The sequence below is a fragment of the Microvirga sp. 2TAF3 genome (genome assembly GCF_052114965.1).
Lineage (GTDB): Bacteria > Pseudomonadota > Alphaproteobacteria > Rhizobiales > Beijerinckiaceae > Microvirga.
This window is the reverse complement of record NZ_JBFRFT010000011.1, coordinates 53,983-75,639: the sequence shown is the minus strand read 5'-3', so window position 1 is coordinate 75,639 and position 21,657 is coordinate 53,983. Positions and strand designations below refer to the sequence as shown.

Sequence of the window (21,657 nt, the reverse complement as noted above, 5' to 3'; positions counted from 1 at the left end):
CCGTCGTGCTTGACGAAAGCCCGCGTTAAGTAGGCATCTATGGTGATCTGGGTAATCCTCATGGCAATGACGGCTCTGGCCGTGATGGCGGTCCTGTGGCCGCTATCGCGCCATTATGCCGTAAGCGGCCAGACCGACCCCAATACCCAGTTCTATCGCGAGCAGATTGCCGAAATCGAACGCGACCGGGAGCGCGGCGCGCTTCTGCCGAACGAGGCCGAGGCCGCCAAGGCGGAAGCCGGGCGCCGGTTGCTGCGCGCCAACAGCATGAAGGATGTGGAAACATTTGCCGTCGGGGAACCGGCGCTGCGCCGCCGTCGCGCTGTCTCGACGCTCGCTCTTTCCGTTCTGCCGATCGTGGCCCTTGCGGTCTACGGCGCTTACGGGTCCCCGCATCTGTTGAGCGAGCCCCCGGGAGCACAGTTGCAACGGCAGGCGGACAAGACCGACTTCGGATCTGCCATCACGCAGATCGAGACCCATCTGGCGAAGAATCCGCAGGACGGGCGCGGCTGGGATGTGCTCGCTCCCGTTTATCTGCGGATGGGGCGCACGGACGACGCCATCAAGGCCTACGAATCGGCCCTGCGCTATCTCGGCCGCGATGCCGTCCGGCTGGCGAATTATGGGGAAGCCCTCGTGATCGCCAGGGACGGGATGGTCTCGGCGGAAGCGCAGGCCGCCTTCCAGGAGGCGCTGGACCTCGACAAATCCTCCGCCAAGGCGCGCCTGTATCTCGCCCGCGCCGCCGAGCAGGACGGGCAGATCGAGAAAGCGAAATCGGAATATCAGGCAATTCTGTCGGCCTCGCCGCCCGATGCGCCATGGGTCTCTCTCGTGAGAGAGCAGATCGCCCGGCTCGATGGAAAACAACCTGCTACAGCTGAAGCGGCGGAGCCGCAGCCGAGCACCGATGCCATCGCCCGCATGGTTTCCGGTCTGGCCGCGCGGCTGGAGACGCAGGGCGGCAGCGCCGAGGAATGGGCGCGTCTGATGCGCTCCTATACCGTGCTCGGGCAGCGTGATAAGGCTGTGGCTGCGGCGAAACGCGCCCGTGCGGCGCTGACGCAGGATGAAGCCGGGTTGAGGACCATCGATGCGATGGCGCAGGAACTGAGACTGACCGACGCCACACCATGACACGAAAGACCCGCCGCCTGACCCTGATCGCCGTTGCCGGTGGTGTTCTCGCCGTCGCGCTCGGGCTCGTGCTCTATGCGATGAACGACACCATCGTGTTCTTCAATTCGCCTGCCGACGTGCAGGCGAAGAACGTGCAGCCGGGCACGCGCTTCCGGCTCGGCGGCCTCGTCAAGGAGGGTTCGTTGCAGCGCGGCGACAAGCAGCAGGTGGCATTCGAGGTCATGGACGCGAAAGGTTCGATCCTCGTCCATTACCAGGGATTGCTGCCCGATCTCTTCCGCGAGGGGCAGGGTATCGTGGCCGAAGGTCACCTCGAATCTCCGGGCGTTTTCCGGGCCGATACGGTGCTTGCCAAGCACGACGAGAACTATATGCCCCGTGAGGTGGCGGACGCCCTGCGGCGTCAAGGCCACTGGCAGGGTGAAGGAAAAGCCTCACAACAGGCAGAGTAGAACTAGGGAGTTGCCTTCGTGTTGGTCGAGGCCGGACATTTCGCGCTTGCGCTTGCACTGGGCTTATCCCTGATCCAGTTCGTGGTTCCGCTCTGGGGGACGCGGGCGAATGATCCCGTGCTGATGTCGGTGGCGCCGTCCTCGGCGCTGGCCGTGCTGGGCTGCATCGCCTTCGCCTTCCTGGCCCTGACCTTCGCCTATGTCACGTCCGATTTCTCGGTCCTCAACGTGGTCGAGAACTCCCATTCGACGAAGCCCCTGATCTACAAGATCTCGGGCGTGTGGGGGAACCACGAGGGGTCGATGCTCCTCTGGGTCCTGATCCTCTGCCTGTTCGGGGCCGTGGTCGCGCTTGCCAAGGACAGCATTCCCATGCGGCTGCAGGCTAATACCCTGGCCGTGCAGGCCGCCATCACCGTGGCCTTCCTCCTCTTCATCTTGATGACCTCGAACCCCTTCCGGCGGCTTGCTCCCGCGCCAGCCGAGGGACAGGATCTCAATCCTTTGCTGCAGGATCCCGGCCTTGCGATCCATCCGCCGCTTCTCTACGTCGGCTATGTCGGTTTCTCGATCTCCTTCGCCTTCGCCTGCGCCGCCCTGATCGACGGACGCATCGATGCGGTCTGGGCGCGGATCGTCCGCCCCTGGACCCTGGCCGCCTGGTGCTTCCTGACCCTCGGCATCGCCATGGGGTCCTACTGGGCCTATTACGAGCTCGGGTGGGGCGGCTGGTGGTTCTGGGATCCGGTGGAGAACGCCTCCCTCATGCCGTGGCTCGCGGGCACGGCTCTGGTCCATTCCACCGTCGTCATGGAGAAGCGCGATGCGCTGAAGGTCTGGACGATCCTGCTCGCCATCCTGACCTTCTCCCTGTCGCTGCTCGGCACCTTCCTCGTCCGCTCCGGCGTTCTTACCTCGGTCCATTCCTTCGCGGTGGATCCCGAACGCGGCACCTTCATTCTCGGCATCCTCGTCATCTTCATCGGCGGGTCGCTCGCCCTCTTCGCCTGGCGCGCACCGCTGCTGCAGCAGGGCGGCCTGTTCGCGCCTGTCTCGCGCGAGGGGGCGCTCGTCCTCAACAACCTTTTCTTGGCGAGCGCCTGCGCCACCGTCTTTATCGGCACGCTCTATCCGCTTGCCCTTGAGGTTCTGACGGACGACAAGATTTCCGTCGGCGCGCCCTTCTTCAATTTCACCTTCCTTCCTCTCATCCTGCCGCTTCTTCTGCTGCTGCCCTTCGGCCAGACGCTGGCCTGGAAGCGTGGCAATTTTCTCGGCACGGCCCAGCGGCTCTACGCGGTCCTCGGCCTCTCCCTGCTCACGGCGTTCGCGGTATTGGCCTTCACGCATGGTGGACCGATCGGCGCGCCCTTCGGCATCGGGCTCGGCGTCTTCCTCATCCTCGGCTCCCTCAACGAGATCGTGACGCGCTCATGGCGCAAAGGCAGCCCTTGGTCCGTCACATGGCGCAAGGCCGCCGGACTGCCGCGTTCCACCTGGGGCACGGTCATCGCTCATGCGGGCGTCGGCCTCCTGGTGATCGGAATTTCCGCGACTGCCTGGGATGTGGAAAGTCTCGGCACGCTCAAGCTCGGCGAGCGCCTCAAGGCCGGTCCCTATGAGATCCGCCTGGAGCGCCTGATGCCCCGTCAGGAAGCCAATTACCGCGAGGATGTGGCGAGCCTGACGGTATACCGGAACGGGAGCGAGCTCGGCACCATCGAAACCATGAAGCGCCTCTACATTACGCGCGGCATGCCGACGACCGAGGCCGGGATCATGACGGTGGGCCTCAGCCAGGTCTATGCCAGCCTCGGCGAGATGCAGCCGAACGGCTCCATCGGCATGCGACTCTACTACAAGCCCCTGGTGCTGCTGATCTGGCTCGGCGCGGTGGTGATGGCGGCGGGCGGTGCCCTGTCCCTGACGGATCGCCGCCTGCGGATCGGGGCGCCTGCCCGGATGAAGTTGCCCTCCGCCCCGGTACCGGCGGAGTAGAGAATGCGCTTCGTTCTCGCCCTTGCAGCGATCCTCTTTGTCGGCAGCGCGGCCTATGCCGTGCAGCCCGACGAGGTGATGAAGGACCCCGTCCTCGAGCACCGCGCCCGCGACATCTCGGCAGGCCTACGCTGCATGGTCTGCCAGAACCAGTCCATCGACGATTCCGACGCCCAGCTCGCCCGCGATCTGCGCCTGCTCGTGCGCGAGCGCCTGTCCGCCGGCGATTCAGATCAGCAGGTGCGGGATTATCTCGTCCAGCGCTATGGGGAATTCGTCCTGCTCAAGCCGACCTTCCGCGCCCATACGCTCCTGCTCTGGCTGACGCCGCTCCTGGTTCTGGTCCTCGGCGGCATCGGGGCCTTCGTTGCCCTGAAGCGCCGCCCTAAAGTCAGCACAGCCCTCGACGAGAACGAGCGCAAGGCTGTCGAGGCCTTGCTGAAGCGCGACTGAAGCGCCGGCAAACCTTACGAAGATTTCATCTTAAGGTGAGGGCGCCGTAAGGAGGGAAGCACCATGTTTGGTCTCATCACGAACCCATAGAGGTTCCTCGAGGAGAGACAGAACATGTTGGATAAAGCTTCCACGCCAGCTCGCAAGCGCATGACCAAATGGCTCGGAGCTGCGGCTGTCGCCGCTCTGATCGCCGGCGGAGCCGTCGAGAGTGGCCTCGTTGCTCCCGCCCCCGCCCATGCCGAGTTGCGCTCCATGGCTCAGCCGGTCCAGGGTATGCCGTCCTTCGCGGATGTCATCGACCGTGTGAAGCCGGCCGTCATCTCCGTCAAGGTCAAGGTGCAGAATGTCGCGAGCCGGGACAACGGCGATGACAGCGACCAGTTTGATACCCCCGACCTGCCTCCCAACATCCAGAAGTTCTTCCGCCAGTTCCGGGATCAGCAGCAGCAGGGCCAGCGCAGCCAGCGTCAGCAACCGCGCCAGTTCGGCCAGGCTCTCGGCTCGGGCTTCTTCATCTCCGCTGACGGCTATGCGGTGACCAACAACCACGTGGTCGAGAATGCCTCCGACGTCACGGTGACCATGGATGACGGCAAGGAGCTGAGCGCCAAGGTGATCGGCACCGACCCGAAGACCGATCTCGCCCTAATCAAGGTCGATGGCGGCAACGACTTCCCCTATGTCCGCCTCGCGTCGCAGAAGGCCCGCATCGGCGATTGGGTGCTCGCGGTCGGCAACCCGTTCGGCCTCGGCGGCACGGTCACGGCGGGCATCGTCTCGGCGCAGCATCGCGATATCGGCGCCGGTCCCTATGACGACTTCATCCAGATCGACGCGCCCGTGAACAAGGGCAATTCGGGCGGCCCGACTTTCAACCTCGCAGGTGAGGTCGTAGGCGTGAATACGGCGATCTTCTCGCCGTCCGGCGGCAGCGTCGGCATCGCCTTCGCCATCCCGGCGGGCACCGTCGATCAGGTCGTGGCGTCCCTCAAGGACAAGGGATCCGTGACCCGCGGCTTCATCGGCGTGCAGATGCAGCCCGTGACGAAGGAAATCGCGGAAGCGATCGGCCTCAAGGAGCCGAAGGGTGCCCTCGTCGCCGACACGGTCAAGGACAGCCCGGCCGCGAAGGCGGGCGTCAAGACCGGCGATACCATCGTGGCCGTCGACGGTGAGACCATCAAGGAGGCCAAGGATCTCTCGCGCAAGGTGGCCCAGGTCGCTCCCGGCAAGACCCTGTCGCTCACGCTCTATCGCGACGGCAGGGAGCGGAACGTGACCGTCGAGGTCGGAAGTCAGCCGAAGGGCGCCTGAAGCCCTTCGGAATTGAGTTGGATACCGGGCTTCCCCCTGTCGCCTGACCCCTCGCGTAGGCCCGGTATTTCCCGCCCGCGGCAGACTGGCCTCAACCCCTCCAAGGCCAGTCTGCCGCTGGGCTCATTTTTTGCTATAACCATGGCCATGCGGATTCTCATCATCGAGGACGACCGTGAGGCGGCCTCCTATCTCGTCAAGGCTTTCAGCGAAGCGGGCCACGTCGCGGACCATTCTGCGGACGGCCTGGACGGCTATGCCATGGCCGAGGCGGGCGATTACGACGTGCTCGTCGTCGACCGCATGCTGCCCAAGCTCGACGGGCTTTCCCTGATTCGATCCTTGCGCGAGCAGAAGGTCGAAGCGCCGGTTCTCATTCTCTCGGCTCTCGGCCAGGTCGATGATCGTGTGAAGGGTCTTCGCGCCGGCGGGGACGATTACCTCCCCAAGCCCTATGCCTTCTCCGAGCTTCTCGCCCGCGTCGAGGTTCTCGCCCGTCGCCGCGCCGCCGCGCCGAGCGCAGAGCCGACACTCTACCGCATCGCCGATCTGGAGCTCGACCGCTTGTCCCACCGCGTTACGCGCTCCGGCCACGAGATCGTCCTGCAGCCGCGGGAATTCAGGCTGCTCGAATATCTCATGAAGAACGCCAATCAGGTGGTCACGCGCACCATGCTTCTGGAGCATGTGTGGGATTATCACTTCGATCCTCAGACCAACGTGATCGACGTGCATGTGTCCCGCCTGCGGGCCAAGATCGACAAGGGGTTCGACAAGCCGCTCATCCACACCATCCGCGGCGCGGGCTACATGGTGCGCGTGGGCAGTGCCGAGGGTGAGGAATGAAGACGGCCGCATCGGCGATGTCGGCCCTCGGCAAGCTTTTCCGCACTACCGCGTTCAAGCTGTCCTTCGCCTATCTCGTCATCTTCGCCCTCTTCGCCTTCGTCGCGCTGGGCTATGTGGCGTGGAACGCCCAGCGGCTTTTGTCCGACCAGTTCGCGTCGACGATCGATGCCGAGATCAACGGGCTGTCCGACCAATACCGGATCGGCGGCCTGCGCCGTCTCGTCAACATCGTCGAGCGGCGCTCCCGCACGCCGGGCGCCTCGCTCTATCTCGTGACGACGAATACGGGCGAGCGGGTTGCCGGAAATGTCGGGGCCTTGCCGGCGGGCGTCATCGACAATCCCGGTCAGTTCGAGACCGATTATGCCCGTACCGAGGAGCCGGATGCACCGGCCAGTCACGCGCTCGTTCGCGTCTATCGCCTGCCGGGGGGATTTCGCCTCCTCGTCGGGCGCGACATGGAGGAAAGCGCGCGCCTGCGCGACGTCATCCGCCGCGCCTTTGGCTATTCGCTTCTCTTCATCAGCGTGCTCGGCTGCGCTGGCGCATGGTTCATCACCCGTCGCGTGCTCAAGCGCATCGACGACATGACCGCGACCACCCGCATCATCATGGCGGGCGACCTCAGCGGGCGCGTGAAGGTTGCCGGAACCGGCGATGAGCTCGATCGTCTGGCCAACAATCTCAACGACATGCTGGAGCGTATCGGCGAATTGATGCACGGCATGCGCGAGGTCTCGGACAACATCGCCCACGATCTCAAGACGCCGCTCACGCGCCTGCGCAACAAGGCCGACGAGGCGCTTCGCCTCGCAAAGACGCCGGAAGAACTGAAGGCGGCGCTGGAGGCGAATATCGAGGAGAGCGACAACCTCATCCGCATCTTCAACGCGCTCCTGATGATCGCGCGCCTCGAGGCCGGCGGGACTCATGAGGAGCTGTCGGATTTCTACGCCGCCGAAGTCGTGAGCGGGATAGCGGAACTCTACGAGGCCCTGGCCGAGGAAGCGGGAGTTCCGCTGGAGGTCTGCGTGGAAGACGACCTGCCGATCCATGGCAGCCGCGAGCTTCTGGGGCAGGCGGTTGCCAATCTTCTCGACAATGCGCTCAAATACGGCGCCTCCACCGGGACTGACGGGGCGCGCCCAATTACCGTCACGGCCAAGCGTGCCGACGGCACGGTCGAGATCGCGGTGGCGGATCGGGGGCCCGGCATTCCGGAGGCCGAGCGCGACCATGTTCTGGAACGGTTCGTCCGCCTGGAGACCGCCCGCTCACGCCCCGGCTTCGGCCTTGGCCTCAGCCTTGCCGCCGCCGTGGCAAGGCTCCATGGGGGTGTGCTTCGGCTCGAGGATAACGGGCCCGGCCTGCGCGCCGTTCTGCTGCTGCCCCCGAAGGATACCGAAAGGCCGCAGTTGCCTCCTCCGAATGCGGCTGCCTGAATCAGGCGAGCATAACGGCGATATTTCGGTTGCCTCGGGCATGGGGGCATGGACACTCGACGGAGCCGCAGGATTCGTTGGCAGAATTTTTGGGATCGCCCGTGCCGGATCAGAACCTTTCCCTCCTCAGCCGCCTGAAGCAGGCTCCGCCCGTCTCGGACCTCAGGAAGGCCAAGGCGCAACTGGCGGATTTCGTCGACCGGGCCCGCGACGAGGCCGAGGCCGCGCCGCTGCTGCCGCAGGTCAAATCCGGCCTTTTTCGCGACCTTCTCCTGTCCGTCGCCGATCATTCCCCCTTCCTCTGGCAGCTCATCCTCAACAATCCCGCTCGTATGGCGAGGCTTGCCGCGCAAGCGCCGGAGGAGAGCCATCGCGCCGTCATCGAAAGCCAGGCCAATCTCTTCCGCGAGCTCAAATCGGGCGCGCTGACCCGCGACGACGTGGTGCGTGCCTTCCGCCGCAACCGCAACACCCACGCGCTTCTCGTGGCCTTGGTCGATATCGGCGGGATCTGGAGCGTGGAAGAGGTGACGCGCGCTCTATCCGAATTCGCGGATGCCTCCGTCAGCGGCGGCGTCAATCTCGTGCTGACGGAGACGGCGGATCTCGGCCGCATCGTGCTCCCGAACCCCGACTCCCCCGGCGAAGGCTCCGGCTTTACGGTGCTGGCTTTGGGCAAGCACGGGGCAGGGGAACTCAATTATTCGAGCGATATCGACCTTGTCATCTTCTTCGACCCGGCGGCGGAGTCCCTGCCCGAAGGTGCCGAGGCCGCGACCCTCTATACCCGCATCGCCCAGCAGCTTGCCCGACTGCTTCAGGAGCGGACTCCGGATGGCTATGTGCACCGGGTCGATTATCGCCTGAGGCCTGATCCCGGCTCCACGCCGACCGCGGTCTCGCTTCCTTCCGCCTATACCTATTACGAAACCGTCGGTCAGAATTGGGAGCGCGCGGCACTCATCAAGGCACGGCCCGTGGCTGGCGATCTCGCTTTAGGCGAGCGCTTTCTCAATGATCTGCGCCCCTTCATCTGGCGCAAGTATTTCGACTTCGCCTCGATCCAGGATGTGCATGCCATGAAGCGGCAGATCCATGCGGTGCGCGGGCATGACGAGATCGCGGTCGCAGGCCACGACATCAAGCTCGGACGCGGCGGTATCCGCGAGATCGAGTTCTTCGTGCAGACACAACAGCTCGTCTTCGGCGGCAGGCGCCCGGGCCTGAGGGGGCGGCGCACCCTCGACATGCTGGCGGCCCTGCACGACGAAGGCTGGATCACGGAAAAGGCGCGGGACGAACTCTCCGACGCCTATCGTTTCCTGCGCACCATCGAGCACCGCCTGCAGATGGTGGCGGACGAGCAGACGCAGCGCCTGCCCTCCGACGAGGAGGAACTCAAGCGTTTTGCCAAGTTCTGCGGCTATCCCAATCTCAAGGCTTTCTCCAAGGCTCTCACGCATCAGGCAAGCATCGTCCAAGGCCATTACGCGCTGCTTTTCGAGGAAGCGCCGGAGCTGGCCTCCGATGTGGGCAACCTCGTCTTCACCGGCACGACCGACGATCCTGAAACCCTGGCGACCCTCCAGCGTCTCGGATTTCACGAACCCGAGAGAGCGGCGGAGACCGTGCGCGGCTGGCATTTCGGCCGCCGCTCCGCTATCACGAGCCAGCGCGCCCGCGAAGTGCTCACGGAGCTCACGCCGGCCTTGCTGTCGGCTCTTGGCGGCACGGCGGACCCTGACGGTGCCTTGGCCGCACTTGATCGCGCCTTCGGGCGTATGCCGGCCGCCGTCGAACTCCTCACCATCCTGCAATCGCATGATCGCTTGCGCCTGCGCTTCGCCGATCTTCTCGGCACTGCGCCGCGCCTTGCCGACACGGTGGCGCAGTCGCCGCATGTGCTCGATGTTTTGATCGATCCTGCCTTCGGCGTGCCGCTCGTCAACGAGGATGCCATTGAGGAGCAGGTGCGGCAGATCATCGGGCGGCCCAGCGATTACGAGGATTTCCTCGACCGCGCCCGCGACGCCGCAAGACAGATGCGGTTCATCACCGGCGCGCGGCTTCTTTCCGACATCATCTCCCCGGCGCAGGCGGGTGAGGCTTATGCGGCCATCGCAGGCGCGATCATTCGGGTCTCCTTCGAGAAGGTGCGCAAGGAATTCGAAGCAGAACACGGTGTCGTACCGGGCGCGGAGATCGCCGTTCTCGGCCTTGGCCGTCTCGGCACGAAGGAGCTCACGGCAGGATCGGATCTCGATCTCGTCGTTGTCTACGATTTCGATGAGGAGAGGCGCGAAAGCTCGGGGCCGCGCCCGCTTGACGTGGTGGTCTATCACACACGCCTGACCCAGCGTCTCGTGGCGGCGCTGACGGTGCCGACCCGGCGCGGAATGCTCTACGAGGTCGACTTGCGCCTGCGTCCGCAGGGAGGGAAGGGGCCCGTGGCCTCTCAATTCAAGGGTTTCGTCAGCTATCAGCAGAGCGAAGCGGACCTGTGGGAACATATGGCGCTCACGCGTGCACGTGTGCTGGTGGGCGATGCCGACTTTGCAAAGCGGGCCGAAATTGCCGTTAGGGAGATTGTTGGCGCCAAACGCGACCGTGTGCATGTTTGCAGGGAAGTCCGCGCTATGAGAGAACTCATCGCGCAGGAGAAAGGCGACAACAATCTGTGGGATCTCAAGCTCGCCCGCGGCGGACTGACGGATCTCGACTTTATCGCGCAGGCGCTTGTACTGGCCCATGGCGCGGAGCATCCGATCCTGATCGGTCTTCAGCCTGAGGCGACTTTTCAGGAGGCCTGTAAGGCAGGTCTTCTACCTGAAGACGATGCAAGAAAGCTCACTGAGGCTCACTGCCTGTTCAATGCCATTTTCCAATGGCAGCGCCTGACGATCGAGGGAGCATTCGATGCTGCCAATGTGCCACCTGCCATTCTCAAGCGCCTTGCCACGGCCGCCGGGCTGCCGGACGCGAAGATTCTGCTGACGCATTTGAACGAGATCCGGGGGCAGGTCAGGGGAATATTCGACCGAGTGCTGCGCTGACTGTGCGTGTTTCTATTTTTCGTCGATTTTTGCCCCATGGGATTGCGGTTCAGGGGCCAGAGAACTTGCTGAGGCGAGCCGTTACGCCCCAACCATAAAGCCCGTCGGATCAGAGACCGATCTCACGATAACTTGAGCGCGCTCTCCTCAGGCCGCCGCGTCCGCCAGCGCGATGTCGGCGCTGGTCGCTTCCGTCAGCGGCAGGTGGACCAGCACGATGGTGCCGACGCCTTCCTGGCTTCTGATGCGTAAGGTGCCCCCGTGCAGCTCAGTCAGCGAGCGGGCGATGGCGAGGCCCAGTCCCGAGCCCTTGTAGCTCTTCGAAAACTCGGTTTCGACCTGCTCGAAGGGCTGTCCGAGCTTCTGCAGGGCGTGTTCCGGGATGCCGATGCCGTTGTCCTCGACGTAGATGTTGATGGCATCGCCTGCCTGACGGGTGCGCACGGTGATGCAGCCGCCGTCGCTGGTGAACTTGGTGGCGTTCTGCAGCAGGTTCACGAGGATCTGGTGCATGGCGCGCTCGTCGGCCGGAACGATGATGTCCTCGGGGATCACGTCGACGGTGATCGACAAATTCTTCGCCTTGATCTGCTCGTTGACGAGGCGCAGCGCCCGCTGGATCGAAGCATTCACCTCAATCGGCTGCTTGGTCAGGCTCGTGCGACCCGCCTCGATGCGCGACATGTCGAGAATGTCGTTGATCACCGAAAGGAGATATTCGCCGCTCGAGCGGATATCATGGCAGTATTCTTCATATTTGTCCGAGCCGAGCGATCCGAAGATGCCGCTCTGCATCACTTCCGCGAAGCCGATAATGGCGTTGAGCGGCGTGCGCAGCTCGTGGCTCATATTGGCCAGGAACTCCGACTTTGCCCGGTTGGCGCTTTCGGCCTGCGCCTTCTGGTCGAGATAGCGCTCGGCGAGATCGGCGAGCTGCTGCGTCTGCGCCTGCAGCTTCTGGCGCGACTGCTTGAGGTCGAGAACCGTCGCGATAAGTTCCTTTTCCGATTCGACGAGACGCTGCTCGTGGCGCTTGAGCGCCGTGATGTCGGTGCCGACCGAGACGTAGCCGCCGTCTTTGGTGCGGCGCTCGTTGATCTGAAGCCAGCGACCGTCCTGCAAGCGCGCTTCGTAGCTGCGTGCGCCCACATCCTGCTTCTGCGCGCGCATGAACTGATGCTGGATTTCCGGCGGACGGCCTTCGGCCATCACTTCCGCATAAGTCTTGCCCTGGATCTCGGCATCCGGCGACAGCTCGTGCAGCTTCTGGAATTTCGAGTTGCAGAGGACGAGGCGGTTATTCGCATCCCACAGCACGAAGGCCTCGGAGATCGCTTCGATGGCGTCGTGCAGGCGCGCGTCGGCCTTGGCGGTCTTTTCTTCCAGCCCGCGCTGCTCCGTGACGTCGACCGCGATGCCCACGAGATGGCTTGCCGCGTCGTCGGGATCGTTCATCAGCTCCGCGCGGGCGCGCAGCCACACCCAGTCGCCGCTCGAGGCGCGGATGCGAAACTCGTAATCGACGAGGGAGGTGCTGGCGGAGGCAAGCTGTTCGGCCAGCGTATACAGGTCCTGGTCCTCGGGATGAATCATGGCGTTGACTTCGCCGAAGGACAGAAACTCGTCCTGCCGCTCGTAGCCGAGAAGCTCGTACATGGAATCGGACCAGTAGAGACGTCCGCGCCCGATATCCCAATCCCACAACCCGCAGCGCCCGCGATTGAGCGCGGAGTCGATCCGGTCGCGAACCTTTTCGCAGACCTCGTCGGCGGCGCGGGCGCGGTTAGCCTGCATCACATAGGCGATGCCGATGCCGAGGAGCACGACGATGGTCGCGCCGAGCAGCGAAACATGCCCGATGGTGTGCGTCCACCAGCCGGAGAGAACATGGGGGACGGGCTGCACCACGGCGATCTGGCCGGAAGAGGCGGGAAGCGAGCGCACGGTCGCGATGCCCTGCTCGCCGGAAGCAAGTCTGATCGTCATCACGCCCGCCCGGTCGGCGAAGGTCGTGAGGGGCTGTGCATCGCCCAGGAAGTCATTCAAGGCCTGCGGCGCATTCTTGGATGCGGGATAAATTGCGAGCACCAGTCCCGACTGGTCGGCAAGCAGCAGGGTGCGGTTCTGCGACAAGGCGCTGACCGGCATTCCCTTCGCCAATTCGCTCAGCTGCGCCGCGGCGGCGGCAGCATTCGGCGGCGCCTTATGGTTGCCGAGCTTCGCGGCGGAGAGCGAAGCGATGACGTCGATATCGCTGATGGCGTCGAGAAGCGTTTCCTCGCGGCCGTTGCGCACCTGAACCCACGCGCTTGCAGCGAGCGTGACGAGAAAGAGCGCAAGAAGGGCGGGAACTGCTAGCCGAAGCAGAGGCTCATATTGTTCGAGTCTACGATAGGTCGGGTTCGCGTCCGATCGCGTTACCCCCAGAATCGTACCCGCACGCGCGGGTACGCACGCGGTCGCCGCCCCCGCCATGCAATGCTCCCTTCGGAATCCTAGTTGTCCTTATTCGGAAGGACGTGCCGCATCTCTCCGAATCACCAACAATAGAATCATGAGCGAGTGATTTGTCTAGCTAGGCGAAGGCCTAATTACACAAAAAATTAATTCTTTTTTAGGGAAGATGGCGGCAGGGGATTGCGCCGAAAAGGTTATTTTTTTCAAGCTATTGCTTAGCCTGTGTTTCTTCGAGCGAGCGTTGCACGATGTCACCTACGTCGCGGGAAAGGCTAGGATTTTCTGCAATGTGAAGCAAAGCCTTCTTCGCATGCCCGCGACGTTTTTCCTCCATCATCCGCCACATGCTGAAGGCCGTCAGGAGTCGTGCCGCGAGTTGCGGATTCAACTCATCCACGCGGAGCACCATTTCGGCCAGGAAGTCGTAACCTTGTCCGTCGACGCGATTGAACTGGGTCTGGTTCATCATGGCGAAACTGCCGATCAGGGAGCGCGCACGATTGGGGTTGCCGATCGAAAAGGCGCGATGGTTCATCAGCTGCTTCACGCGGTCGAGCGTGCCGTCTTCCTGGATCGCGGCTTGTAGTGTGAACCACTTGTCGAGCACGAGCGGCTCGTCGCGGTAACGTTCGCCGAATTGCACGATGGCGTTTTCACGCGCATCGCCCGGCAGAGTCGCAAGGACGCCGAGTGACGCAAGGCGGTCGGTCATGTTGCTCGCGGTTTCGAACTGCCTGCCCGCAAGCTCCACGCCGAGATCGGGATTAGCGCCAGCGAGAAGATCGAGACTGACATTGCGCAAGGAACGCCGCCCGGCGCTTGCCGCATCCGGATTGTAGGAATCCGTATCGGCGAGGGAATCATAGAAATGTTGCAACTGGCTTGCGCAGGCCCGTCCGATCAACTGGCGCAGCTCCAGGCGGGCGCGGTGAATGGCATCCGGATCGACGTCCGTTGCAATCTCCTGCGCAATATCCGTTTCGCCGGGCAGGGTTAGAACCAGTGCCGTGAAGGCCGGATCGCGCATGGCATCCGCCTCCATGAAGGCGCGTAGCGCAAAAGCAAATTCGTCGAAGTATCCATTGGGAATCATCGTGCCGGTTGCCAAGCCGACCAGCAGGCGCATCGCAACCGTCTGGGCCGCCTGCCAGCGGTTGAACGGGTCCGTATCGTGCCGCAAAAGGATGAGCAGTTCCTCATTCGACAGGGCAAGCGACGTCTTCACCGGCGCCGAGAACCCGCGGAAGAGGGAGGGGACGGGACGGGAGGTCACATTCGAGAAGATCAGGCTGTCCTGCGCTTTGTCGAGCAGGAAGACGCCCTGAGGGCTTATGCGCTCGCTGACCGTCTCGAGCACGCCGCCGTCACGGGCGACGAGGCCGAGGGCAACGGGAATCGCCATCGGCTCCTTCCTGGGCTGTTCCGACGTGGCCGCCGTTGCCTGTGTGAAGTCGAGCCGATAGGTCTGCGCCGTTTCGTCATAGGTTCCCTTGACCGTGACGCGCGGCGTGCCAGCCTGCTCGTACCACCGGGCGAAATGGGACAGGTCGCGGCCGGTCACATCGGCGAAGGCCCGGAGGAAATCCTCCACCGTCGCGGCGGTGCCGTCGCAGCGTTCGAAATAGAGATCCATGCCGCGCCGAAAATCGTCAGCGCCGATCATCGTCTTGAGCATGCGGACGATCTCCGCGCCCTTCTCGTAGACCGTCGCGGTGTAGAAGTTGTTGATCTCGCGGTATTGCTGCGGGCGCACCGGATGGGCGAGGGGGCCCGCATCCTCGGAAAACTGCCGGGCGCGAAGGGTCTTCACCTCGGAGATGCGGTGTACGGGACGGGAGCGCTCATCGGATGAGAATTCCTGATCACGGAAGACCGTCAGGCCCTCCTTCAGGCAGAGCTGGAACCAGTCGCGGCAGGTGACGCGATTGCCCGACCAGTTGTGGAAATATTCATGCGCGATGATGGCTTCGATATTGGCGTAATCCGCATCCGTCGCGGTCTCGGGGCTCGCCAGCACATACTTGTCGTTGAAGATGTTGAGGCCCTTGTTCTCCATCGCGCCCATGTTGAAATCGGACACGGCGACGATGTTGAATTCGTCGAGATCGTATTCCCGCCCGAAGACGCGCTCGTCCCAGCGCATGGATCGCTCGAGAGCATCGAGCGCGTAGCCGGCCCGGACTTCCTTGCCGGGCTCTACATAGACAGCAAGCTTCACCTTGCGCCCGTTCATGGTGGTGAAGTCCGTGCCGACCTTGCCGAGGCGGCCGCCGACCAGGGCGAAGAGATAGGCGGGTTTCGGGTGCGGGTCGTGCCAGACCGCGTAATGGCGATTGGTGCCCTCGATGATGCCGCTTTCGACAGGGTTGCCGTTGCCGAGAAGGACCGGCGCTTCGTCCCGGTCCGCCTCGATCCTGGTCGTGTAGACGGAGAGCACGTCGGGGCGGTCAAGAAAGTAGGTAATGCGGCGGAAGCCATCGGCCTCGCATTGCGTGCAGTAATTGCCGCTGGACCGGTAGAGCCCCATGAGCTTGGTATTGGCGGTCGGGTCGATCTCGGTCTCGATGGTGAGCGTGAAAGGCCGCCGGGGCGGCTGGCTGATCACGAGAGATTGGGGCGCGGCTTCGAATTCGCCGCCCGGCAGGGCGCGGCCATCGAGGCTTACAGCCTTCAGATTCACATCGTCGCCATCGAGCACGAGCGGCGCGTCGGCGCGCCCTTCCGGATTGGGGCGAATGGCCAGGGTTGCTGTGACACGCGTCGCCGTCGGATGAAGCTGGAAGTCCAATTCAACGCGATCGATCAGGAAATCACTGGGCCGGTAATCCTCCAGACGAACGACATGAGGCGTCTCAGTACGCATCCCGAAACCTTTTTGAAATGTAATTTCGTTTTAAACTAGGGTCGATGCAGCTCGGTACAAGGGGCTTTAGAAGAGACAGGTTAAAGATCAATTCCCTTGCGTAAATGATGCCTCGTCAACGGGTTCGTAAGAGGCGACACTTGATCTCTGCTGGAAATGCGCCATCACCTTCCGCATTCCACAAGGAGAGGTTTATGGAATATCTGCACACGATGGTTCGCGTCTCGAACCTCGAACAATCGCTCGATTTTTTCGTCAATAAGTTCGGCTTGGTCGAAGTCCGCCGGATCGATAACGAGAAGGGGCGCTTTACCCTGGTTTTCCTCGCTGCTGCCGATGACATAGAGAAGTCTAAGACCACCAGGGCCCCGCTTCTGGAACTGACCTATAACTGGGACGAGCACGAATATTCGGGCGGACGCAATTTCGGCCATCTCGCCTATCGGGTCGACGACATCTACGCGACCTGCCAGAAGCTGATGGATGCTGGCGTGACCATCAACCGCCCGCCTCGTGACGGCCACATGGCCTTCATCCGGACGCCCGACAATATTTCCATCGAGCTGCTCCAGCGCGGCGAACCGAAGCCCCCGCAGGAGCCGTGGGCGTCGATGCCGAATACGGGCTCCTGGTAGGCCGGGCCCCAGCCTCGAGGCCCCGGGGGCTTTGTCTTCTAAAGGCATATCGCCCGGCACTGACATTCTTGGTGAAAAGGCCTTGCTCCCTCCTTCGACCCGGCTCACCATGACGAGCCGGGTTCACCGGCGGAGGATTATCGTGACAAGAGAAGCGATCCGCTTTTGGCGACAGGGACGGCCCGTCGAAGTGGCCGGCTTTCACCCACGCACCACGCTTCTGGATTACCTGAGACTTCAGCGGCGCCAGTTCGGCACCAAGGAAGGTTGCGCCGAGGGTGATTGCGGCGCCTGCACCGTCGCTCTCGGACGGGTGCGCGGAGGGCGCGTGCATTACGAGCCCATCAATGCCTGCATCCTGCTGCTGGGGCAGCTCGATGGGGCGGAGCTCGTCACCGTCGAGGATCTGGCGATGGAGGGCTGGCTGCATCCGGTGCAGGCCGCCATGGCGGAAAGCCACGGGTCGCAATGCGGTTTCTGCACCCCCGGCATCGTCATGAGCCTGTTCTCCCTCTATCACACGGGCGACAGGCCCCTGAGCCGCGAGGCCGTCAACGATGCGCTGGCGGGCAATCTCTGCCGCTGCACCGGCTACCGGCCCATCGTCGACGCGGCCTTGAAGGCATGTGCCGACGGGCCCGCCGATTCCTTCACTGCGAACGACGCGCAGACGGTCCAAAACCTCAATGCTCTGGCCGACGGCCAGGATGTTTTCGTCGGCGATGCGACCCGTTTCTTCGCGTCGCCCGCCAGCGAAGCGTCCCTTGCCGCACTCTATGCGCAGCATCCCGATGCAACCCTCGTGGCAGGCAGCACCGATGTGGGGCTGTGGGTGACGAAGGGCATGGCCGAACTCGACAAGGTGATCTGGCTCGGCCGCGTGGCGGGGCTGGACCTCATCGACGACAGCGCCGGCACGCTCGCCATCGGCGCGACCGCGACGCATGCGGAAGCCTATGCGAGCCTTGCCCGCATCGATCCCGATCTCGGCGAGATCATGCGGCGCTTCGGCTCAGCCCAGGTCCGCGCGTCGGGAACGGTGGGCGGCAACATCGCCAACGGATCGCCCATCGGCGATCTCGCGCCATGCCTGATCGCGCTCGGCGCGGAGCTTGAGCTGCGCCAGGGCGAGACCATCCGCACCATCCCGCTCGAAAACTTCTTCATCGCCTATCGGCGGCAGGATCGCGCGCCCGGCGAATATGTGCGCCGCATCGTCGTGCCGAAGCTGAAGGTCGATGAGGCCTTCCGCGCCTATAAGGTCACCAAGCGCTTCGACGAGGATATCTCGGCTGCGCTGGGCGCTTTCATGCTGACCCTCGATGGCCGCCGCATCGCCTCCGCCCGCATCGCCTTCGGCGGCATGGCGGGCATTCCGAAACGGGCGAGCGAAACGGAGGCGGCGCTTGCCGGAGTTTCCCTCGACGAGCCCGCCACCTGGGGCGAGGCCATGGCCGCCATCGGGCGCGATTATCAGCCCATGGACGATCATCGCGCGTCTGCCGCCTATCGTTCGACTTTGGCCCGCAATCTTCTCTTCAAGGCTCTGAGCGAAATCGCCTCCGGCGAGACCCGCGCCACGCGGATCGTCGGCCAGCGCGAAACGCTTCAGGCGGCGGAGTAGGGGTATGAACGAGAGATTGAAGATGGATGCGCCCACCTCTTCCTCCGGCTTTGAGGGTAAGGAGGAAGCAGGAGGAGAGCAGGGCGAGTCCCTCCGTCATATCCGCCAGCCTTTGCCGCACGATTCCGGCATCAAGCATGTGCAGGGCATCGCGCAATATATCGACGATATCCGCGAGCCGGACGGCACGCTGCACGTGGCCATCGGCCAATCGCCCAAGGCCCGTGGGCGGCTTCTGTCTCTCGATGTTTCGGCCGTCCACGCGCAGCCCGGCGTGGTCGCCGTGCTGACGGCGAGGGACATTCCCGGCAGGAACGACGTGTCGCCCGCTTTCGGCGACGACCCGCTTTTCGCCGATGGGGAAATCAGCTTCCAGGGCCAGGCGATATTCGCTGTCGTCGCCACGAGCCGCGACATTGCGCGCCGCGCCGTCAAGCGCGCGGTGATGGAGATCGAGGCGGAGAAGCCGAGCATCACGGTCGAAGATGCGCTGGAGCGCGGCGAGACGGTGCTGCCGGATTACGCCTTCGGACGCGGCGATGCGAATGCCGCCATCGCGCAATCGCCTTACCGTCTCGAAGGCCATTTCCGCGTCGGAGGGCAGGAGCACTTCTATCTCGAGGGACAGGTGGCGCTCGCGATTCCGGGCGAGGACGGCGACATCCATGTCTATTCCTCCACGCAGCATCCCACCGAGGTGCAGCATGTGGTGGCGCGCGTGCTCGATACTCCCGATGCCTATGTGGTGTGCGAGACCCGCCGCATGGGCGGCGGCTTCGGCGGCAAGGAAAGTCAGGCGACGCAATGGGCCGTCACGGCCGCGCTCGCCGCGCGCATCACGGGACGCGCCTGCAAGCTGCGGCTCGATCGCGACGACGATTTCATCCTCACCGGCAAGCGCCACGATTTCCGCTGCGACTGGAATGTAGGCTTCGACGACGAGGGCCGCATCCAGGGCTATGCGGTCGAGCATCTGGCGCGTTGCGGCTATTCGGCGGATCTCTCGGGCGGCGTCGTCGACCGCGCCATGTTCCATTCCGACAATGCCTATTGGATGCCCGCCGTGCATGTGGGCTCGAAGCGATTGAAGACGAACACCGTGTCGAACACCGCCTTTCGCGGTTTCGGCGGGCCGCAGGGCATGCTCGCCATCGAGCACGTGATGGACCGGATCGCCTGGGCGACGGGGCGCGATCCGCTCGATGTGCGCTACGCCAATTTCTACACGCCGGGTCAGAACCTCACGCCCTTCGGCATGGAGGTGGAGGAGACCGACACGCTGCATGGACTCGTGCGGACGCTGGAGCGCACATCGGATTATCGCGCGCGGCGCGAGGAGATCGCGGCCTTCAACGCGTCCTCGCCGATCATGAAGCGCGGATTGTCGCTGACGCCTGTGAAGTTCGGCATCAGTTTCACGCTCACCCATCTCAATCAGGCGGGCGCGCTGGTGCATGTCTATCAGGATGGGTCGGTGCATCTGAACCATGGCGGCACCGAGATGGGGCAGGGGCTCTACATCAAGGTGGCTCAGGTGGTGGCCGAGGAATTCGGCATCGCGATGGAGCGGGTGCGCATCACTGCGACGACCACCGCGAAGGTGCCCAACACCTCGCCGACCGCAGCCTCCTCCGGTTCCGATCTCAACGGCATGGCGGCGCAGATCGCTGCCGGCGCCATCAAGCGCCGCATGGCGGCTTACGCTGCCGAGGCCTATGGCGTGCCGGAGGATCAGATCGAATTCCGCGATGACCGGGTCTTCATCGGCAACGAGAGCCTGACCTTCACCGAGCTTGCGAAGAAATGCGTGCTTGGGCGTGTGCAGCTCTCGGAGGCGGGCTATTACAGGACGCCGAAGGTCACCTGGGACCGGGAGAAGGCCACTGGCCGGCCGTTCTTCTATTTCGCCTATGGCGCGGCCTGCTCGGAGGTAATCGTCGATACGCTCACCGGCGAGAACCGGCTGCTGCGCGCGGATATCCTCCACGATGTCGGCAGATCCCTGAACCCGGCCATCGATATCGGCCAGATCGAGGGCGGGTTCGTGCAGGGCATGGGCTGGCTCACCACGGAGGAACTGGTGTTCGACAGTGAGGGGCGGCTGCTGACGCACGCGCCCTCCACCTACAAGATCCCCGTCGCTTCCGACGTGCCCGCCGATTTCCGCGTGGCGCTCTATCCCAATGCCAACCGGGAGGAGACGGTCTATCGCTCCAAGGCGGTGGGCGAGCCGCCGATCATGCTGGCGAACAGCGTCTTCTGCGCGCTTGCCGATGCGGTCCACGCGCTCGATCCGTCGAAACCCGTGCCGCTAGACGCGCCCGCGACGCCGGAGGCGATCCTGCGTGCCTGCGAGGCGCTGCGGGGGAGGCCGATGGGGTGAGGATCTGGCGGCATCTCGCCGATCTCTTGAGGGCGCACGGCGCCGCGGCCCTTGTCAGCGTGCACGACGTCAAGGGCTCCGCGCCGCGCGAGACGGATGCGCGCATGGTCGTGCGGCCCGACGGCGCCTTTTACGGCACCATCGGCGGCGGGCAGCTCGAAATGAAGATGCTGGCTATTGCGGGGGACATGCTGAAGGAAGGGCGACAGCCCGCGCGCATCGTCGATCAGGCGCTGGGCCCCGATCTCGGCCAGTGCTGCGGCGGGCGGGTGAAGATCCTCATCGAGACCTTCGACCGGCAGGATCTGGAGGATCTCGAACCGCTGGTGGCCGCGGAAGCCGGGGGCGGATTGTTCGAAGTCGAGTGCCGCCTGGACGAGGGCCGCGTCAGGCGTGAATTCTCGTCCTCCGTCGGCGACGATTCCTGGACGCAGTGGCGCGAGATTCATGGCGAGGCCCGCACGCCCGTTCTGCTTTTCGGAGCGGGCCATGTGGGGCGCGCCCTGGTGCTGGCGCTCGCTCCCTTGCCCTTCTCCGTCCGCTGGCTCGACCCGCGGGAGGATGCCTTCCCCTCCCATATTCCGGCCAATGCCAAGCCGGTGCTCCTGAAGGATCCCGAGGCGGAAATCGCCGGGGCGCCGCCGGATGCCTTCATCCTGGTGATGACCCACGACCATCCCCTCGACATGGCGATTACCGCCGCCGCCTTGAGCCGGGGTTTTCCCTATGTGGGCCTCATCGGCAGCGCCACGAAGCGGGCGCGGTTCGAAAAGCGCTTCCGGGAGCTGGGGCTGGGGGAGGAGCGCCTGGGTTCGCTCGCCTGCCCCATCGGGCTTCCCGGGATCGCGGGCAAGGAACCTGCCGTGATCGCAGCCTCCGTCACCGCCCAGCTTCTGCAGGTGCGCGATTCCCAATGTCATCCTCGGCGCCTCGCTCTTCAGGATGATCCGAAAAGTCTCGCTTCCGGTCCCGCCAGACGATAAAAACG

General features: G+C 64.0%; 14 protein-coding genes. 12 read left to right on the top strand and 2 right to left on the bottom strand.

The window, feature by feature from the left end:
- Positions 1-39: 39 nt before the first annotated feature.
- The 8 genes from ccmI to AB4Y97_RS12660 all read left to right on the top strand — a co-directional run bounded on the left by ccmI (position 40) and on the right by AB4Y97_RS12660 (position 10,707).
- The gene (ccmI, locus tag AB4Y97_RS12695; RefSeq protein WP_441999403.1) at positions 40-1,140 is read left to right on the top strand and encodes a c-type cytochrome biogenesis protein CcmI; all 1,101 of its coding nucleotides are present in this window, start codon (positions 40-42) and stop codon (positions 1,138-1,140) included.
- Positions 1,137-1,595, top strand: a complete 459-nt coding sequence (gene ccmE / locus AB4Y97_RS12690) for a cytochrome c maturation protein CcmE (RefSeq protein WP_441999402.1) — start codon at positions 1,137-1,139, stop codon at positions 1,593-1,595. The genes ccmI and ccmE overlap by 4 nt, the downstream gene beginning before the upstream one ends.
- A gap of 18 nt (positions 1,596-1,613) precedes the next feature.
- A complete protein-coding gene (locus AB4Y97_RS12685) occupies positions 1,614-3,593 on the top strand; it encodes a heme lyase CcmF/NrfE family subunit (protein ID WP_441999401.1) in 1,980 nt (659 codons plus the stop codon).
- Between the two features lie 3 nt (positions 3,594-3,596).
- Positions 3,597-4,046 (top strand): cytochrome c-type biogenesis protein, encoded by a 450-nt coding sequence (locus AB4Y97_RS12680; RefSeq protein WP_441999400.1) that lies wholly within the window; start codon positions 3,597-3,599, stop codon positions 4,044-4,046.
- A gap of 114 nt (positions 4,047-4,160) precedes the next feature.
- Positions 4,161-5,363, top strand: a complete 1,203-nt coding sequence (locus tag AB4Y97_RS12675; protein ID WP_441999399.1) for a S1C family serine protease — start codon at positions 4,161-4,163, stop codon at positions 5,361-5,363.
- Between the two features lie 147 nt (positions 5,364-5,510).
- Positions 5,511-6,209 carry a winged helix-turn-helix domain-containing protein gene (locus tag AB4Y97_RS12670; protein WP_441999481.1) on the top strand — a complete coding sequence of 233 codons (699 nt, stop codon included), beginning with the start codon at positions 5,511-5,513 and terminating at the stop codon, positions 6,207-6,209.
- Positions 6,206-7,654: an ATP-binding protein gene (locus AB4Y97_RS12665; protein WP_441999398.1), complete on the top strand. Its 1,449-nt coding sequence runs from the start codon at positions 6,206-6,208 to the stop codon at positions 7,652-7,654. The genes AB4Y97_RS12670 and AB4Y97_RS12665 overlap by 4 nt, the downstream gene beginning before the upstream one ends.
- A 77-nt stretch (positions 7,655-7,731) precedes the next feature.
- Positions 7,732-10,707: a bifunctional [glutamine synthetase] adenylyltransferase/[glutamine synthetase]-adenylyl-L-tyrosine phosphorylase gene (locus AB4Y97_RS12660; RefSeq protein WP_441999397.1), complete on the top strand. Its 2,976-nt coding sequence runs from the start codon at positions 7,732-7,734 to the stop codon at positions 10,705-10,707.
- Positions 10,708-10,854: 147 nt separating this feature from the next.
- Here the strand turns inward: AB4Y97_RS12660 and AB4Y97_RS12655 are convergent, their stop codons facing one another.
- Entirely contained in the window at positions 10,855-13,182 is a 2,328-nt protein-coding gene (locus AB4Y97_RS12655) for a PAS domain-containing sensor histidine kinase (RefSeq protein WP_441999396.1), read from the bottom strand.
- A 190-nt stretch (positions 13,183-13,372) separates the two neighbouring features.
- Positions 13,373-16,027, bottom strand: coding sequence for an aminopeptidase N (pepN, locus tag AB4Y97_RS12650; protein WP_441999395.1), 2,655 nt, complete (start codon positions 16,025-16,027; stop codon positions 13,373-13,375).
- Positions 16,028-16,221: 194 nt separating this feature from the next.
- Here pepN and AB4Y97_RS12645 point away from each other — a divergent pair, with 194 nt between their 5' ends.
- The 4 genes from AB4Y97_RS12645 (at position 16,222) to xdhC (ending at position 21,652) form a co-directional block, all read left to right on the top strand.
- Entirely contained in the window at positions 16,222-16,662 is a 441-nt protein-coding gene (locus AB4Y97_RS12645) for a VOC family protein (protein ID WP_441999394.1), read from the top strand.
- Positions 16,663-16,804: 142 nt separating this feature from the next.
- Positions 16,805-18,286 (top strand): xanthine dehydrogenase small subunit, encoded by a 1,482-nt coding sequence (gene xdhA, locus AB4Y97_RS12640; RefSeq protein ID WP_441999393.1) that lies wholly within the window; start codon positions 16,805-16,807, stop codon positions 18,284-18,286.
- A 4-nt stretch (positions 18,287-18,290) separates the two neighbouring features.
- Positions 18,291-20,669, top strand: coding sequence for a xanthine dehydrogenase molybdopterin binding subunit (xdhB, locus tag AB4Y97_RS12635; RefSeq protein WP_441999392.1), 2,379 nt, complete (start codon positions 18,291-18,293; stop codon positions 20,667-20,669).
- A complete protein-coding gene (gene xdhC, locus AB4Y97_RS12630; protein WP_441999391.1) occupies positions 20,666-21,652 on the top strand; it encodes a xanthine dehydrogenase accessory protein XdhC in 987 nt (328 codons plus the stop codon). The genes xdhB and xdhC overlap by 4 nt, the downstream gene beginning before the upstream one ends.
- Positions 21,653-21,657: the final 5 nt, after the last annotated feature.